This is a genomic window from Kitasatospora sp. NPDC059462, from assembly GCF_042749955.1.
In the GTDB taxonomy this organism is placed as follows: domain Bacteria; phylum Actinomycetota; class Actinomycetes; order Streptomycetales; family Streptomycetaceae; genus Kitasatospora.
Genome location: NZ_JBHYUU010000001.1, coordinates 55,651 through 72,534, shown reverse-complemented (window position 1 = coordinate 72,534; position 16,884 = coordinate 55,651). Strand labels below are relative to the sequence as shown.

The 16,884-nt window shown below is 73.6% G+C and carries 10 protein-coding genes; 5 read left to right on the top strand and 5 right to left on the bottom strand.

From position 1 onward, the window contains the following. Window positions 1-920 precede the first annotated feature (920 nt). The gene (gene glgP / locus ACFXAM_RS00260) at window positions 921-3,584 is read left to right on the top strand and encodes an alpha-glucan family phosphorylase (protein WP_380286681.1); all 2,664 of its coding nucleotides are present in this window, start codon (window positions 921-923) and stop codon (window positions 3,582-3,584) included. 50 nt (window positions 3,585-3,634) lie between these two features. Here the strand turns inward: glgP and ACFXAM_RS00255 are convergent, their stop codons facing one another. The 4 genes from ACFXAM_RS00255 to glgX form a co-directional block, all read right to left on the bottom strand. Beyond that, entirely contained in the window at window positions 3,635-4,387 is a 753-nt protein-coding gene (locus tag ACFXAM_RS00255; RefSeq protein ID WP_380286680.1) for a class I SAM-dependent methyltransferase, read from the bottom strand. Between the two features lie 107 nt (window positions 4,388-4,494). Continuing rightward, on the bottom strand, window positions 4,495-6,363 hold the full coding sequence (locus ACFXAM_RS00250; protein WP_380286679.1) for an ABC transporter ATP-binding protein: 1,869 nt from the start codon (window positions 6,361-6,363) through the stop codon (window positions 4,495-4,497). Continuing rightward, window positions 6,360-8,234, bottom strand: a complete 1,875-nt coding sequence (locus ACFXAM_RS00245; protein ID WP_380286678.1) for an ABC transporter ATP-binding protein — start codon at window positions 8,232-8,234, stop codon at window positions 6,360-6,362. Before ACFXAM_RS00245 ends, ACFXAM_RS00250 begins: the two co-directional genes overlap by 4 nt. 84 nt (window positions 8,235-8,318) lie before the next feature. Beyond that, entirely contained in the window at window positions 8,319-10,526 is a 2,208-nt protein-coding gene (gene glgX / locus ACFXAM_RS00240; protein ID WP_380286677.1) for a glycogen debranching protein GlgX, read from the bottom strand. A gap of 226 nt (window positions 10,527-10,752) precedes the next feature. Here glgX and ACFXAM_RS00235 point away from each other — a divergent pair, with 226 nt between their 5' ends. From ACFXAM_RS00235 to ACFXAM_RS00220, 4 genes are all read left to right on the top strand, one after another. Continuing rightward, on the top strand, window positions 10,753-12,054 hold the full coding sequence (locus tag ACFXAM_RS00235; RefSeq protein WP_380286676.1) for an Ig-like domain-containing protein: 1,302 nt from the start codon (window positions 10,753-10,755) through the stop codon (window positions 12,052-12,054). 303 nt (window positions 12,055-12,357) lie between these two features. Then, complete coding sequence (locus ACFXAM_RS00230; protein ID WP_380286768.1) at window positions 12,358-13,566, top strand: Ig-like domain-containing protein; 1,209 nt, start codon at window positions 12,358-12,360, stop codon at window positions 13,564-13,566. Between the two features lie 159 nt (window positions 13,567-13,725). Then, window positions 13,726-14,988 carry an Ig-like domain-containing protein gene (locus ACFXAM_RS00225; RefSeq protein ID WP_380286675.1) on the top strand — a complete coding sequence of 421 codons (1,263 nt, stop codon included), beginning with the start codon at window positions 13,726-13,728 and terminating at the stop codon, window positions 14,986-14,988. Between the two features lie 181 nt (window positions 14,989-15,169). Beyond that, entirely contained in the window at window positions 15,170-15,667 is a 498-nt protein-coding gene (locus ACFXAM_RS00220) for an ATP-binding protein (protein ID WP_380286674.1), read from the top strand. A 438-nt stretch (window positions 15,668-16,105) separates the two neighbouring features. Here ACFXAM_RS00220 and ACFXAM_RS00215 read toward each other — a convergent pair whose 3' ends face one another. Then, on the bottom strand, window positions 16,106-16,684 hold the full coding sequence (locus ACFXAM_RS00215; RefSeq protein WP_380286673.1) for a CAP family protein: 579 nt from the start codon (window positions 16,682-16,684) through the stop codon (window positions 16,106-16,108). Window positions 16,685-16,884 lie beyond the last annotated feature (200 nt).

The window sequence follows — 16,884 nt, the reverse complement described above, 5'->3', positions numbered from 1 at the left end:
GCGGCGGGGTCGGCGGCGTTCGCGCTGCGGCGGGTGGTGGTGCGCTTGCGCGGGGCCTCGGCCCGGTCCGGTCCCGGTGCGGTCCGGCCCTCCCCGGCCCCGGGTTGCCGGGCCGGTTCGTCCGGTCGCTCCGTACGGATAGCCCCGGCACCCCGGGGCCCCGGCATCGCCGCGTCTGTCCGAGTGTCAGAATCCATCCGTCCGGCGGATTCCGCGACCGCTGCGTCGAGGGTGTCGGCCACCGGTGTGGACTGGTCCCGCGTGTCGCCGTGCATGCCAAACTCCTGCCCGAGATCGGCGGCAGCTCCCGCGGGCCGGCACGGCCAGGGGAGTACCGGGAGGACTGCTGGGTGGGGAGGACGTGCGACCGGAAGCCTGCCCGCGCCGCCGTTCCGGGCAACCTGCCCCGCTCCCGCTCGGCCCGTGACGGAGAGCCCGAGAGCCCGCGCGCGTTCCGGCGCACGCCTCCGCGGGCGCGCCTCCGGACGACCCAGCCCACCCGTGAACGAGCAGGGCCGGGACGAGGACACGCGGCGGCCCTCGATGGGCGCCGAATGGACCAATCAGGATGAGGAACGGTCAATGCGAAAAGGTTTCGGACGTGCTGCTTCGCGGGGGAACGCCACCCGTCTCCGCACACCCCGCAGCATCGACGACCGTGCTTCATCCTCGCACTGGTGACCCCGATCCCGCAGCGGTACGGCAGGAGTTCCAGAGACGATCGGGCGCGGGTCCGCCGGCGGAAATGGAGCGGTTCCGCGGTGTTCACGTATTGGTGGCGCGGCCCTGCGTAAAGTGCGCCTCGCGCGCCCCCCGTGCAGACCAATGCGCCGAATGCGATCTCATCAATAGGCCGAACGGATGCCGAATAGCCCAACTGACGCACCATCATGCCATCCGCCGAGGCTACGCTTCACGCCGTGAAGGCAATCCGCAGATTCACCGTCCGCACCGTCCTGCCCGAACAACTCCAGCCGTTGCACGAGCTGGCCCTCAACCTGCGCTGGTCCTGGCACCCCGAGACCCGGGACCTCTTCCGGTCCGTGGACCCGGACGTCTGGGCCGCGACGGGCGAGGACCCGGTGCGGCTGCTCGGGGAGGTCCCCGCCGCCCGGCTCGCCGCGCTCGCCGCCGACCGCCGCTTCCTGCGCCGGCTCGGCGACCTCGCCGACGACCTGCGGGAGTACCTGGCCGGCCCGCGCTGGTACCAGGGCGCCGGGCAGCAGGCCGCCGCCCCGCTGCCCGCCGCCATCGCCTACTTCTCGCCCGAGTACGGCATCGCCGCCGCGCTGCCCCAGTACTCCGGGGGCCTCGGCATCCTGGCCGGCGACCACCTCAAGGCCGCCAGCGACCTCGGCGTCCCGGTCATCGGCGTCGGCCTCTTCTACCGGCACGGCTACTTCCGGCAGTCCCTCGACCGGGACGGCTGGCAGCAGGAGCGCTACCCCCTGCTGGACCCGGACGAGCTCGCCGTCACCCTGCTCCGCGAGGGTGACGGCACCCCCAGCCGGGTCGACCTCGCCCTGCCCGGCGGACGCACCCTCGCCGCGCACATCTGGAAGGCCCAGGTCGGGCGCGTCCCGCTGCTGCTGCTCGACTCCGGCATCGAGGCCAACTCGCCGGCCGAGCGCGACGTCACCGACCGCCTCTACGGCGGCGGCAGCGAGCACCGGCTGCTCCAGGAGATGCTGCTCGGCATCGGCGGCGTCCGGGCGGTGCGCGCCTACCAGCGGCTCACCGGCCACCCCGCCCCCGAGGTCTTCCACACCAACGAGGGCCACGCCGGCTTCCTCGGCGTCGAGCGGATCCGCGAACTGGTCGCGGACGCCGGCCTCGACTTCCCCGCCGCCCTGGAGGCGGTCCGGGCCGGCACCCTGTTCACCACCCACACGCCCGTCCCGGCCGGCATCGACCGGTTCGACCGGGAGCTGGTCGCCCGGCACTTCGGCGGCGACACCGCGCTGCCCGGCGTCCCGGTCGACCAGGTGCTCGCGCTCGGCGCCGAGACCTGGCGCGGCGGCGACCCCAAGCTGTTCAACATGGCCGCGATGGGCCTGCGGCTCGCCCAGCGCGCCAACGGCGTCTCCACCCTGCACGGCGAGGTCAGCCGCTCGATGTTCAACGGCCTCTGGCCGGGCTTCGACGCCGCCGACGTCCCGATCACCTCGGTCACCAACGGCGTGCACGCCGCCACCTGGATCGACCCGGCCGTGGTGCGGCTCGGCGCCGCCGAGCTCGGCGCCGACCGCGCCGAGGAGGCCATGACCACCGGCGGGACCCAGCGCTGGACGGGGCTGGAGAGGATCGGCAACAGCGAGGTCTGGGACCTGCGCCGCACCCTGCGCGCCCAGCTGGTCGACGAGGTCCGCGACCGGCTGCGCGCCTCCTGGCGCCAGCGCGGCGCCGGCGAGGCCGAACTCGGCTGGGTCTCCTCGGTGCTCGACCCGGACGTGCTCACCATCGGCTTCGCCCGCCGGGTGCCGTCCTACAAGCGGCTCACCCTGATGCTCCGCGACCAGCAGCGGCTGCGCGCCCTGCTGCTGCACCCGACCCGGCCGGTGCAGATCGTGGTCGCCGGCAAGGCCCACCCGGCCGACGACGGCGGCAAGCGGCTGATCCAGCAGATGGTCGCCTTCGCCGACGACCCGGCCGTCCGGCACCGGATCGTCTTCCTGCCGGACTACGACATGGCGATGGCCCAGCACCTCTACCCGGGCTGCGACGTCTGGCTGAACAACCCGCTGCGCCCGCTGGAGGCCTGCGGCACCTCCGGCATGAAGGCCGCCCTGAACGGCTGCCTGAACCTGTCGGTGCTGGACGGCTGGTGGGACGAGTGGTTCGACGGCCAGAACGGCTGGGCGATCCCCACCGCCGACACCGGCGAGGGCGTGCTCGACCCGGACAGCCGGGAGGCCGAGCGGCGCGACGACATCGAGGCGGCCGCGCTCTACGACCTGATCGAGGACCAGGTGGCCACCCGGTTCTACGACCGGGGCTCGGACGGCCTGCCCCACCGGTGGATCGCGATGGTCCGGCACACCCTGGTCACCCTCGGGCCCAAGGTGCTGGCCGGGCGGATGGTCCGCGAGTACGTCGAACGGCTCTACGCCCCGGCCGCGCTGGCCCAACGCGAGCTGGCGGGGACGGGCGCCTTCCGGGCCGCCCACGAGCTGGCCGCGTGGAAGGCCCGGGTGCGCGAGGCCTGGCCGGTCGTCCGGGTGGAGCACGTCGAGGCGGACTGTCCGGACGAGGCGCAGGAGCTGGGCAGCGCGCTGGCGCTGCGGGTGCAGGTGGCGCTCGGCCCCCTGGAGCCGGCCGACGTCGAGGTGCAGGTGGTCTCCGGCCGGGTCGACGAGTCGGACCGGATCTCCGACGCCGGCGTGCTCGCGCTCAAGCCGGTCGGCGGGCCCGACCTCGACGGGCGGACCAGGTACGAGGGCTCCCTGGAGCTCGGCCGCACCGGACCGTTCGGCTACACCGTCCGGGTGCTGCCGGCCCATCCCCGGCTGGCCTCGCCCGCCGAGCTGGGCCTGGTGGCGCTCCCGGCCGAGGTGGCGGGGATGGACGCCGGGCTGCTGCGCTGAGCGGAGTGCGGGAGGGGGCCGGCGCGGGCCGGCGCCCCTCCCGCACGTGTTCAGCGGACGGCGGCCACCAGGGCGTCGGTGACCGAGCGCCAGGCCACCCCGGCCTCGGCGAAGCCGGCCTCCCGCAGCCGCTCGACGTGCCAGCCGGCCGGGTGCGACTCGCCGTCGCCGTGCGAGCCGTACATCCGGTTGCGGACGGCCACCTGCTCGGCGAGCAGCGGGTCGGCCGCGGCGGCGAGCCACCAGCTCTCCCAGTCCAGGACGCCCTCGGCCTTCTCGCGCTCCTGCCGGCCGTGCCGCAGGGCGCGTTCGGCGGCGTTGAGCAGCGGGACGGCCGGGTCGGGCATGTGGTCGGCGTTGAGGAACACCCCGCCGGGGCGGACCAGGCCGGCCAGGTCGCCGAAGAGCCGGACCAGGGCCGTGCCGGGCAGCCAGTGCAGCGCGGTGGCGGTCACCACCGCGTCGAACGGGCCGGGCGGCAGGGCGTCGGCCCACCGCGGGTCCTTCAGGTCGGCGGTGACCAGGGTGAACCGCTCGTCGTCGCCGAGGACGCCGCGGGCGATGGTCATCAGCGCCGGGTCCTGGTCCACGCCGACGGCGGTGGCGCCGGGCAGCCGGGCGAGCAGGCGCTCGGTGATGCTGGCGGTGCCGCAGGCGAGGTCGAGGACGCGCGGCGCGGGCCCGGTCACCGCCTCGACGACGTCGAGCATCACCCGGAACCGTTCCTCGCGGTCGGGCAGGTACCACTCCTGCTGGCGGTCCCAGCTGCGCTGCCACTGCTCCCAGTGGTGACGGTCGACCATGGTCGCTCCTCTCGTGGGCCGGGGGGCGGTCCGCCCCGGGAACGACCCTAGGCCCTTTCGGTAATGGACGAAAGGGCCTAGGGTCTCTTACATGGGGTGTGTCGGGGTCAGACCAGGCTGTCCCGCCAGGCCTGGTGCAGCTGGGCGAAGCGTCCGGCCCCGTCGATCAGCTCGCGCGGGGTGCCGTCCTCGACGATCCGGCCCTGGTCCATCACCAGCACCCGGTCCGCGATCTCCACGGTGGACAGCCGGTGGGCGATGATCACGGCCGTCCGTCCGGCCAGCACCGTCCGCATCGCCTGCTGCACGGCCCGCTCACCGGGCACGTCCAGCGAGCTGGTGGCCTCGTCCAGGATCAGCACCGCCGGGTCGGCGAGCAGCGCGCGGGCGAAGGCGACCAGCTGCCGCTGGCCCGCCGAGATCCGCCCGCCGCGCTTGCGCACGTCGGTGTCGTAGCCGTCCGGCAGCTCGGCGATGAAGGCGTGTGCGCCGATCGCCCGGGCGGCCTCCTCGACCTCGGCGCGGGTGGCGTCCGGCCGCCCGATGCCGATGTTCTCGGCGACCGTGCCGGAGAACAGGAAGGACTCCTGGGTCACCATCGCCACCCCGCGCCGCAGCTCCGGTCCGGCCAGGTCGCGCAGGTCCACCCCGTCCAGGGTGATCCGGCCCTCGGTCGGGTCGTAGAACCGGGCGAGCAGCTTGGCCACCGTGGACTTGCCGGCGCCGGTCGCACCGACCACGGCGACGGTCTGCCCGGCCGGCAGCAGCAGGTCGAACGTCGGCAGCACCTCCTTGCCGGTGCGGTAGGCGAAGCTGGTCTTCTCGAAGTGCACCTCGCGGCCCTTGACGGCCGAGGCCGGCAGCTCGCGGGGCTCCGCCGGCTCGGCCACGGTGGGTTCGTGGGCGAGCAGGCCGGCGATCTTCTCCAGCGCGGCGGCGGCCGACTGGTAGCTGTTCAGGAACATCGCCAGCTGGTCGATCGGCTCGAACAGCCGGTGCAGGTAGAGCACGAAGGCGGTCAGCACGCCCAGCTCGGTCGAGCCGTCGGTGACCAGGTAGGCCCCGAGCAGCACCACGCCGGTGGTCCAGATGTTGGCGGTCATCCGGGACAGGCCCCCGTACCGGGCGACCTCCAGCAGGCTGTCCGCGGTCGCGTCGGCCGACTGCCGGTTCACCACGTCGAACGCGGCGTCGTTGGCCCGCTCGCGGCGGAACGCCTTCACCGGGCGGATGCCGTTCATGGTCTCGGTGAAGCGGACGATCAGCGACGCCGCCGCGGTGCGCGAGCGCCGGTAGACCAGGCGGGACCGGCGCCGGAACGACTGGGTGATCACCCACAGCGGCAGGAAGGCGAGCAGCGCGGCCAGGCCGAGCTGCCAGTCCAGCACCAGCAGGATCACCGAGATGGAGCAGACCGACAGGGAGACCGTCAGCAGCTCCTGGAGCCCTTCGGAGAGCAGTTCGCGCAGCGCCTCCACGTCGCTGGTGGCGCGCGAGATGATCCGGCCCGAGGTGTAGCGCTCGTGGAAGTCCAGGCTGAGCCGCTGGGTGTGCCGGAAGATCCGGCCGCGCAGGTCCATCAGGACGTCCTGGTTGACCCGGGCGCTGATCCTGATGAACGTCCACTGGAACAGCGTGCCGAGCAGCGCGCAGCCCAGGTAGGCGACGACCACCGCGATCAGCGGGCCGGCGTCGTGGTCGCGCAGCGCCGGGATGCCGCGGTCCATCGCGAGGGCGACCAGTAGCGGTCCGGACTGCAGGGCGGCCTGCTGGAGCAGGATCACCGTCATCGCGGCGGCGATCCGGCCGCGGCGCGGGCCGAGCAGCGAGCGCAGCAGGGCGCCGGGTGCGCCGGACGGGACGGGGATGTCCTCCTCGTCGGCCGGCGGGGGCGGCAGCTCGTCCTCGGACAGACCGGCCGGTTGCGTGCGGACGTCCTTCGTCCGGGTGTCGACGGGCTCGCAGGCGGTGGTCATCGGGCGGTGCTCCCCTCGGGGGCGAGGGTGGCCTCGCCCGACATGAGTGCGCGGTAGCGCGCAGAGCTCTGCAGCAGTTCCTGGTGGGTGCCGACCGTCTCGATCCGGCCGTCGGCGAGGACGGCGACCCGGTCGGCGAGCAGCACGGTGCTCGGGCGGTGGGCGATCACCAGGGCGGTGGTGGAGGCGAGGACCCGGCGCAGGGCGCGCTCGACCAGCGCCTCGGTGTGCACGTCCAGCGCGGAGAGCGGGTCGTCGAGCACCAGGAAGGCGGGGTCGCCGACCACGGCGCGGGCCAGTGCGAGGCGCTGGCGCTGGCCGCCGGAGAGCCCCTGGCCCTGCTCGCCGACCGGGGTGTCCACACCCCCGGGCAGCTGGTCGACGAATCCGGCCTGGGCGGTGTCGAGGGCGGCGCGCATCCGGTCGTCGCCCGCGTCCGGGGTGCCCATCAGCACGTTCTCGCGGATGGTGGCGGAGAACAGGATGGGGTCCTCGAAGGCGACCGCGACCAGTTCGCGCAGTCGCGAGCGGTCCAGCTCGCGGATGTCCCGGCCGTCCAGGGTGATGGTGCCGGCGGTGGCCTCGTAGAGGCGGGGGAGCAGGGCGGTCAGCGTGGTCTTGCCGCTGCCGGTGGCGCCGACCAGGGCCATCGTCTCGCCGCTGCGGATGTGCAGGTCCACTCCGCGGAGCAGGTCGGGGGTGCCCGCGGGGGCGTCGGGGTAGCGGAAGCGGACGCCGGTGAACCGGATGCCGTCGGGGGTGGTGACGGTCTTCGGGGCGGTCCGGGGGGTCGGGACCGTGGTCAGGGTCGGGCGGACGGGCTCGGCCGGTTCGGCGTCGGGCTCGTCCAGCACCTCGAAGAAGCGGTCGGTGGCCGTGGCGGCCTCGTTGGAGTAGGCCATCAGCCAGCCGAGCGACTCGATCGGCCAGCGCACGGTCAGCGCGGTCGAGAGGAAGGCGACGAGGGCGCCGGCGCTCAGCTCGTCGTGCGCGACCAGGTAGGCGCCGACCGCGAGGGCGCAGCCGAGCGCGAGTTCGGGCAGGCCGATGACGATCGACCAGAGGTTGGCGAGCATGCCGGCCTTGTCCAGCTCGGTGCGGCGGAGCACGGCGGACTGCTCGTGGAACCGCTCGGCCATCGAGCGGTGGCGGCCGAAGGCCTTGAGGATCCGGATGCCGAGGACGGACTCCTCGACGAGGGTGGTGAGGTCGCCGTTGCGGTCCTGCGTCAGGCGGGTGGCCAGGGAGTAGCGGGACTCGAAGCGGCGGGTGAGCAGGAAGAGCGGGAGGGCGGGGCCGAGGGTGATGAGGGCGAGCCGCCAGTCCTGGGTGAACATCAGCGCGATGCCGGCCAGGAAGGTCAGCGTGTTGACGACGAGGAAGATCAGCGGGAACGACAGGAACGTCCGCATGACATGCAGATCGGACATCGCCCGCGAGAGTAACTGGCCGGAGCCCCAACGGTCGTGGAAGGAGACCGGCAGGCGTTGCAGCTTGCCGAAGAACTCTCCGCGCATCGCGGTCTCGACCTCGGCCAGCGGCCGGGCCAGCACGACGCGGCGGGCGTGGAAGAAGGCGGCTTCGGAGAGGCCGAGCAGGAGCAGGAGGGCCGCGAGGGGCCAGAGGGCTTCGAGGTCGTGCTCGGCGATCGGGCCGTCGACGATCCTGCCGAGGACGATCGGGACGAGCAGAGTGCTGAGGGAGGCGAGCAGCGCGGCGGCCACCGAGACGGCCAGGCGCGTGCGGACCGGACGGACGTAGGGCCACAGCCGGAGGAGGGATCGCACAGTCGAACGGCGGGGCGCGGGAGGCGCGGTGCCGGGCACTGCGACGGAATCGGTGGCTGTGTCAAGGACTGGGTTCTTGGCCATCGTGGCGAGAATAGGCCGGATACTCCCTATCGCTCAGCCGCATATCGAACGCACCGTCGATTACCGGCCAAGTGCGCGGCCGGATCAGGGTGTCGCCCGGAAAAGTCGCAGCGAGCGGCCGGTGAGCAGCACGGTGTCGCTCGGGAGGTGTAGACCGGTGGGGCCGGCGCCGTCCTCGGCGGAGGTGTCCACGACCGCCTCGAAACGGGTTCCGTCGGCCGTCCAGGGGGCACCCGGCAGGACGAACGGAAGGGGGCGCGCACCCGCGTTGAGGAGCAGCAGGAAGCTGTCGTCGACCACCGGACGACCGTACGCGTCGCGTTCGGACATCGCGGTTCCCGACAGGAGCATGCCCAGCGATGCGGACGGCGTAAACCAGTCGGTCTCGGTCATGTCCCGGCCAAGCGGGGTGAACCAGACCAGATCGGGCCGGCCCCCCGGTGCGGGGGCCCGGCCGGAGAAGAACGCCCGCTGCCGGAGCACCGGGTGGCGGCGGCGGAGCCGGACCAGGGCGGCGGTGAACGCGCGCAGGTCGCGCCAGGCCGGGTCGTCCAGCAGCGACCAGTCCAGCCAGCTCACCTCGTTGTCCTGGCAGTAGGCGTTGTTGTTGCCGCCCTGGGTGCGGCCGAACTCGTCCCCGGCGGTGAGCATCGGCACGCCGGCGGAGAGCAGCAGGGTGGCGAGGAGGTTGCGCAGCTGGCGGCGGCGCAGGGCGGCGACGGCGGGGCCGGCGCTCTCGCCCTCGGCGCCGTGGTTCCAGGAGCGGTTGTCGTCGGTGCCGTCCCGGTTGGCCTCGCCGTTGGCCTCGTTGTGCTTGCGGTCGTAGGAGACGAGGTCGCGCAGGGTGAAGCCGTCGTGCGCGGTGACGTGGTTGACGGAGGCGTACGGGCGGCGTCCGGCGTGCTGGAAGAGGTCGGAGGAGCCGGAGAGGCGGTAGCCGAGCTCCCGGACGTCGGGGCGGGCGCCGCGCCAGAAGTCGCGCACGGTGTCGCGGTAGCGGTCGTTCCACTCCGCCCACGGCGGCGGGAAGCCGCCCACCCGGTAGCCGCCCGGCCCGACGTCCCAGGGCTCGGCGATCAGCTTCACCCGGTTGAGCAGCGGGTCCTGGGCGATGGCGGCGAGCAGCGGGTGGTCCATGGTGACGTCGCCGCCGTCGCCGCGGGCCAGGGCGGTGGCGAGGTCGAAGCGGAAGCCGTCCACGCCCATCTCGTGCACCCAGTAGCGCAGCGAGTCGGTGATCAGCCGGATCACCTGCGGGCGGCGGGTGTCCAGGGTGTTGCCGCAGCCGGTGTAGTCGGCGTAGCCGCGCGGGCGGTTGGGCGGCAGGCGGTAGTGGCCGGCGTTGTCGATCCCGCGCAGGAACAGCGAGGGGCCCAGCTCGGAGCCCTCGGCGGTGTGGTTGTACACGACGTCGAGGATCACCTCGATGCCGGCGGCGTGCAGCGCGCGGACCATCCGCTTGAACTCGCCGACCTGGCCGCCGCGCGAGCCGGAGGAGGAGTAACCGGCGTGCGGGGCGAAGTAGCCGACGGTGTTGTAGCCCCAGTAGTTGACCAGGCCGCGGGCCTGGAGGTGGTCCTCGCTGACGTGGTGGTGGACGGGGAGCAGCTCGACCGCGGTGACGCCGAGCCCGGTGAGGTGGGCGACCGCGGCGGGGTGGGCCAGACCGGCGTAGGTGCCGCGCAGGGCGGGCGGGACGCCGGGGTGACGGAGGGTGAAACCGCGCACGTGCAGCTCGTAGAGGACTGTCTCGGCCCAGGGGGTCTTGGGGCGGTGGTCGTCGGACCAGTCGTCGTCGTCCCGGACGACGACGGACCGGGGCACGTACGGGGCCGAGTCGCGGTTGTCCCGGACGGTGTCGGCGACGTCCGCCTCGGGCCAGCCGCGGACGGCGGCGCAGGTGGCGTCGTGGGAGGTGTAGGCGCCGTCGACGGCGCGGGCGTAGGGGTCGAGCAGCAGCTTGGCCGGGTTCCACCGGGCGCCGGTCCACGGGTCCCAGCGGCCGTGCACGCGGTAGCCGTAGCGGGTGCCGGGGAGCACGCCGGGGACGAAGCCGTGCCAGGTCTGGGCGTCCTGCTCGGCGAGGCGCAGACGGGTCTCGTGGCCGTCGTCGTCGAACAGGCAGAGGTCGACGGCCTCGGCGCCGGCGGCCCAGAGCGCGAAGTTGGTGCCGGGGCGGCCGTCCGGCCCGGGGTGGAAGCGGGCGCCGAGCGGCCGCCGGCTTCCCGGCCACGGCACCGCGCCGCCGGGCTGCGCACGTACGGCGGTCGCCGACTCCTGCCCTGACGCCATGGCGGTGCCCTCCCTGACGGGGTGTCCCGGACCCCGTGCGGTCTCTCATTCCCTGTTCGCGCCGGACGGAAGCGGCTGAACACCGTCTTACCGGCAGATGGCGCCCCGGAACCCCACCCGCGGAGCGGGCCCCGCAGGCCTGCCGCCCCGCGGGCGGGGGCGGCGTGTCCTGGGCGGAGCGGCCTCGTTGTGGGGGGTGTCGGACGGAGAGGGCGGGAGGCCCCGGATGTGGGTACGGCGGCTGGCGGCGCTGGGCTGCTGCCTGGCGGTGCTGGCCGGGTGCGCCATCGGTGGCGGCGTGCCGGAGGGCGCGAGCGGGGACGCCGCGGCGAGCGGGCCGGCCGGTCCGCCGCCGGCCTCCCGGGCGACGATCACCGTGGTGCCCGCCGACGACGCCCAGAACCTGCCGCCCGAGGGCCCGGTCCGGGTGACGGTCGCCCAGGGCCGGCTGGTCTCCGTCCGGCTGGCCGACACCCGGGGCACCGAGGTCCCCGGCACGCTCCTCGCCGACGGCACCGGCTGGACCCCGGACGGCCCGCTGCCGCCGGCCACCGCGTTCACCCTGGACGCCGTCGCCGAGGACGACCAGGGCCTGCGGGCCGCCCAGCACACCGACTTCTCGACGATGGCCCCCCTGCACACCTTCGTCGCCTTCTTCACCCCCGAGGACGGTTCCACGGTCGGCGTCGGCATGCCGGTCTCGCTGCGGTTCAGCCGCCCGATCACCGACCGGGCCGCGGTGGAGCGCGCGATCGCGGTGACCGCCGACCCCCCGGTGGAGGTGGCCGCGCACTGGTTCGGCGGCCGGCGTCTGGACTTCCGGCCCCGGGACTACTGGGAACCGGGTACCAGGGTGTCGGTCGCGCTGCGGCTCAAGGACGTGCAGGGTGCGCCGGGCGCGTTCGGCACCCAGAGCAAGGACGTCCGGTTCACCGTCGGCCGGGCCCAGGTCTCCACCGTCGACCTCGACGCCCACACCCTCACCGTCCGGGCCGGGCGGGGCGGGGCGACGGTGAGCACCCTCAAGGTGTCCGGCGGCGACGCCAGGCACCCGACGTACCGGGGCGTGCTCGTGGTGTCCGAGAAGTACAAGGTCACCCGGATGAACTCGCAGACCGTCGGGATGGGCGACGAGTACGACATCAAGGACGTGCCGCACGCGATGCGGCTGACCGGCTCGGGCACCTTCCTGCACGGCAACTACTGGGCCGACCCGTCGGTGTTCGGCACCGCCAACACCAGCCACGGCTGCATCGGCCTGCCCGACGCCAAGGGCGCGACGAGCGGCGAGACCCCGGCGGGCTGGCTGTTCGAGCACACCGTCCCGGGGGACGTGTTCGAGGTGAAGGCCTCGACGGGGGACGTGGTGCCGCCGGACAACGGGCTGAACGGATGGAACCTGCCCTGGGCGCAGTGGGTGGCCGGTAGCGCCCTGCGGTCCGGCGCGAGCCCGACGCCGACCCCCACCCCGGGCCCGACCCCGAGCCCGACCCCCGCCCCGAGCCCGTCCGCGACGACGGCCCCCTGACGGCCGTTCCCCGACGGCCGTTCCGCGAGAGCCGGTGCCCGACGGCCGGCCGCGGACGTTCTCCACCGCCGTTCACCACCGGCCTCCCCAGGATTCACCCGTTCGGCCCCGCTATCCTGCTTGCCGCGCCGAACCCCGGCGCGAAAGACCGCCGCTCCGGTGCAACCCGTCCGGGCGATCAGCGCGTCCATCAGGATGAACACCGGGAGGGGAGAGACCGTGAAGCCGGTTAGGGCGGCCGACGCCGCGATACGCACCACCGTCACCCGCCGTCGCATGCGTCAGAGCGCGGTGGCGTTGGCGATGGGCGGGGTGCTGCTGCTCACCGCGGCCTGCAACGGCGGCGACGACAAGGACACCGCGGGCGGCGACGCGGCGGCGACCGCGGCGACCGCGGGGGCCGCCGCCGGGGGAGACACCGGCAGCGGGACCCCGGCACCGGGCCAGTCCGCGGCCACGCCGAAGACCTCGGCCGCCGTGGTCACCGTCGAGCCCAAGGACGGCGCCCAGGACGTCGCTCCGGACGGTGCCCTCAAGGTCTCGGTGGCCAACGGCAAGCTCACCGCGGTCGAGGTGACCGACAAGGAGGGCAAGCCGGTCGAGGGCGCCATCGCCGCGGACGGCAGCGGCTGGAAGCCCAGCGCCGCCCTGGCCGTCGGCATGGCCTACAAGGTGAACGCCCAGGCCGCCGACGCCGAGGGCCTGGTGGCCGCGTCCACCACCTCGTTCACCACGCTGACGCCCGCGAAGAAGGTCTCCACCAACGACAACATCGCCGACAACGCCACCTACGGCGTCGGCATGATCGTCTCGGTGGTCTTCAACAAGGACATCAAGAACAAGGACGCCGTCGTCCAGGGCATCACCTTCGAGACCAACAACGGGACGACGGTCAAGGGCCACTGGTTCGGCTCCAGGCGCCTGGACTTCCGCCCCGAGAAGTACTGGGCGCCCGGCACCAAGGTCACCATCAAGTACCGGCTGAAGAACGTCGAGGTCGCCCCGGGCATCTACGGCGACATCGACAAGGACGAGCCGTTCACCATCGGCCGCTCCCAGGTCTCGGTGGCCGACTCCGCCACCCACCAGATGACGGTGACCAGGGACGGTGCGAGCCACACCGTGCCGGTGACCCTCGGCGACGAGAAGAACCCCTCCTGGAACGGGACCATGGTGGTCATGTCCAAGGAGAAGGTCACCCGGATGAACTCGCAGACCGTCGGCCTCGGCGGCGAGTACGACATCCCGGACGTGCCGCACGCGATGCGGCTGACCACCTCCGGGACCTTCGTGCACGGCAACTACTGGGCCAACCCGTTCGGCAAGACCAACGCCAGCCACGGCTGCATCTCGATGCAGGACGAGAAGGGCGGCAGCGACAGCTCGGTGGCGGGCAAGTTCTTCAACGACTCGATGGTCGGCGACGTCGTCGTCATCAAGAACTCCAAGGAGAAGACCGTCTCCCCCGACAACGGCCTGAGCGGCTGGAACATCGGCTGGGCGAACTGGTAGCGGGTCGGCGCGTCCGTCGGGCCCCACCGGCCCGGTCCCCGCTCACGGGGACCGGGCCGGTCCGCGTTCTCCGGGCGGGGCGTCCCCCGGACGGCGCAACCTTTTCGCCGGGTGGCGCGTGTATCTGTCGGACACCGCGACACGAGGGAGGGACTCGACGTGAAGTCGATACGCACGGTGGTGGCCGCCGGTCTGGTCGGGGGAGCGCTGGTGCTGACCAGCGCCTGCGGTGGCGGTGGCGGCGGGAACGGCGGCGCGGGCGGGGCCGCGGCCAAGGCGGAGCTCGGCGCGGGCGGGGCCGCGGGGGCCCCGTCGGCGCCGTCCGCGACGGCCCCGGCGGCGCCCGCCACGAGCGCCGCGCCCGCGGTGTCGCAGGCGGTGGTGGACATCCGGCCGAAGGCGGGCGCGGTGGACGTCGCGCCGGACGGCGCGCTCAAGGTCGCGGTCTCCGGCGGCAGGCTCACCACCGTCAAGGTGAGCGACCGGGCCGGCCGGGAGGTGGCGGGCACCATCGCCGCCGACGGCGCGAGCTGGACGCCGTCCGCCCCGTTGCAGGTCGGCACCGCCTACCAGGTGAGCGCGCTGGCGGCGGACGCCGGCGGCGTGGTCGCCTCGGCGGACAGCAGCTTCACCACGCTCACGCCCGAGCGCGAGGCCAAGGCGGGCGACAACGTCCAGGACGGCGCCACCTACGGCGTCGGCATGATCGTCTCGGTCTCCTTCGACAAGGACGTGAAGAACAAGGAGGCGGTGGCGAAGGGCATCACCTTCGAGACCAGCGACGGCACCGTGGTCAGGGGCCACTGGTTCGGCGACCGCCGGCTGGACTTCCGCCCCGAGAAGTACTGGACGCCGGGGACGACGGTCACCGTCCGGTACCGGCTGAAGAGCGTGGAGATCGCCCCGGGGGTCTACGGGGGAGTCGACCGGGACGAGCCCTTCACTATCGGGCGATCCCGGATTTCGACGGTTGACGCCAGGACGCACCTGATGACGGTGGTCGAGGACGGCCGGAGCTCGGTCGTCGAGATCACCTCCGGCTCGCCCGAGCACCCGACCTGGAACGGCACCATGGTCGTCATGTCGAAGGAGGGCGTGGTGCGGATGCGGTCCAGCACCCTGCCCGGGATGACCGGCGAGCCCTACGACCTCCAGGCCCCGCACTCCATGCGGCTCACCGACTCCGGCACCTATGTGCACGGCAACTACTGGGCCGACCCCCTGCCCTTCGGCAAGACCAACGTCAGCCACGGCTGCGTGGGCCTGAAGGACGTCGAGGGCGGCGCCCCGGGCACTTCGGCGGGCACGTTCTACGACGGCTCGCTGATCGGGGACGTCGTCGGCGTGCAGAACTCCACGCGCGGCCGGGTCGCGCCGGACAACGGCCTCAGCGGCTGGAACCTCGACTGGAGCGCCTGGTGACCCGCCACCACGCGTGAGGGCCCGGACCTGGCCGAACGCGGGTTCGGGCGGCATGCGGCATATGCCGAAACACCCCGTGATCGTTTGCTCATTGTCCGTACGCGGCCGCTTGCGTTCCGCAATGATGGGGCGCATGGCGGGTTGGGGCGAAACAGATCAGTCATCACTTCCGGGATCCAGCTTGGTCGCTGACGCGTCGTGGGCACCGTTCCAGGACGTCCTCGCGGCCCTGGAGCGGCTCAGCTCCGACGAGCTGGAGCAGTTGTACGTCGGGAGATTGTGCGACCGGGACTCACCGCGGGAGGTGCGGCTGCCCTCCCGGCCGTCGACCGGGCCGCTGGCGCGCCGGCTGGTGCTCGCGGCCCTGGAGACCTGGGACCTGCACCAGCACCTGGAGGTCGGCGAGTTACTCACCAGCGAGCTCGTCGCCAACGCCGTGCGGCACGCCGCCGGCCGGACCATCGGACTGCACGTGGTGCGCAAGCCGGGCTGGGTCCGGGTGGAGGTGCGGGACTCCTCGCGGGCGCTTCCGTGCATGATCCTGGCGGAGCCGCTGCCGGCCAACGAGCGCGGGCGCGGGCTGCAGGTGGTCGACGACCTGGCGGACCGCTGGGGCGCCGACCTGCTGCCGCGCGGCAAGGGCGTCTGGTTCGAGCTGAAGGTCCGCGAGCGGGTCTGAGCCGGCGGCCGGTCCCGGGTCGGCGGGTCCGGTCCGGTCGGGTCGAGTCGGGGCGGGGCCGGTGACCCGGTCCGGGAAAACACGCGGGGCCCCCGGTGTCACCGTGGTCCGGTGGCTGGGGGCCCCTGCAAGTCATCGCGCCGGCCAAGGGGGTGCGTGCCGCGCGATGGACGTCGGCCGTGCCAGGTCGGGCGGGCCGAAGTTCCTCGTGCCGCGACGGGGCGCGTCAGCTGGTGACGTCCGCCGTCGGACAGGTCGACTATCGCACGGATCTCAGCATGTGGGCAAACCGGATGACTTCGATTTCAAGGTTTGTAACTTAGTTCACCTTGGGAATTTGCATAGGTTCACGCTTCGGCCTGAGATTATTCATGATCGGCACGATTCTCCGGACTCCGGAGGCCGGCCGGCGACGGCCGGCGCCGGGGCGCGCCCGGGTCAGGTGCGCGGGGGCGGGACGTTCTCCGCGTACTCGGAGGAGATGTTGCCCGGCGGGCTGTAGGTGCACACGATGTACGTCTCGTACCAGGTGCCGCCGCGGCCGTGGGCGCGGGCGCAGCCGAGGCGGGTGGAGGACTTCCAGACCACCTGGGTGAACAGGCCGGTCGCGGCGGAGAAGCCGGGGGCGTCGTAGTCGTAGTCCCCGGCCTGCGCGTACCAGGCGTCGACGGCCCGGCGGCAGCCGGCCCGGTCGGGGGCGGTGGAGGCGAACCAGGACCGGTTCTCGCCGTACGCGGGGTCGAGACCGGCGTGGCCGCCGGAGAGGCGCTCGTACGTCGAGAGCCGGGCCGCCCGGGCCCTGGCGTAGTCCTGGAGGGCCGGGTCGGGGGACAGCGCCGGGACGCCGTGGCGGGCGCGGTACTCGTTGTGGGCGCGCAGGCAGTCGTCGGCGAAGGCCGCGTCGGTGGCGTCGGGCAGCGCGGTCCGGGCCGCGGCGGGGGTGGTGGCCGCCGCGGCCAGCGCGGCGGCGAACAGCAGGGTGGTGAGGGTACGGACACCGGTTCCGGTGTTCTTCATCCGCGCTCCGGGGGCTCGTGGGGACGCTCTGCCGGCCACGATGGCAGCCGCCGGGGGCCCGGACGGCCCGATCCGGCGGGGTTCACCCGAGCGGGTGAGGGGCCCGGCCGGCGCGCCCCGCCGCACGGCTACGGTGGAGCCGGCCCGAGGGTTCGCACCGCAACGGCCGCGGCCCCCCCCGCGGGGGGGGGGGGGGGGGG

What these genes read in the sequence shown, in the direction of transcription:
- glgX (WP_380286677.1), bottom strand. Translation starts at nt 10,526, where the DNA reads ATGGCGTCAGGGCAGGAGTCGGCGACCGCCGTACGTGCGCAGCCCGGC.
- ACFXAM_RS00215 (WP_380286673.1), bottom strand. Translation starts at nt 16,684, where the DNA reads ATGAAGAACACCGGAACCGGTGTCCGTACCCTCACCACCCTGCTGTTC.
- ACFXAM_RS00250 (WP_380286679.1), bottom strand. Translation starts at nt 6,363, where the DNA reads ATGACCACCGCCTGCGAGCCCGTCGACACCCGGACGAAGGACGTCCGC.
- ACFXAM_RS00235 (WP_380286676.1), top strand. Translation starts at nt 10,753, where the DNA reads ATGTGGGTACGGCGGCTGGCGGCGCTGGGCTGCTGCCTGGCGGTGCTG.
- ACFXAM_RS00230 (WP_380286768.1), top strand. Translation starts at nt 12,358, where the DNA reads ATGGGCGGGGTGCTGCTGCTCACCGCGGCCTGCAACGGCGGCGACGAC.
- ACFXAM_RS00245 (WP_380286678.1), bottom strand. Translation starts at nt 8,234, where the DNA reads ATGGCCAAGAACCCAGTCCTTGACACAGCCACCGATTCCGTCGCAGTG.
- ACFXAM_RS00255 (WP_380286680.1), bottom strand. Translation starts at nt 4,387, where the DNA reads ATGGTCGACCGTCACCACTGGGAGCAGTGGCAGCGCAGCTGGGACCGC.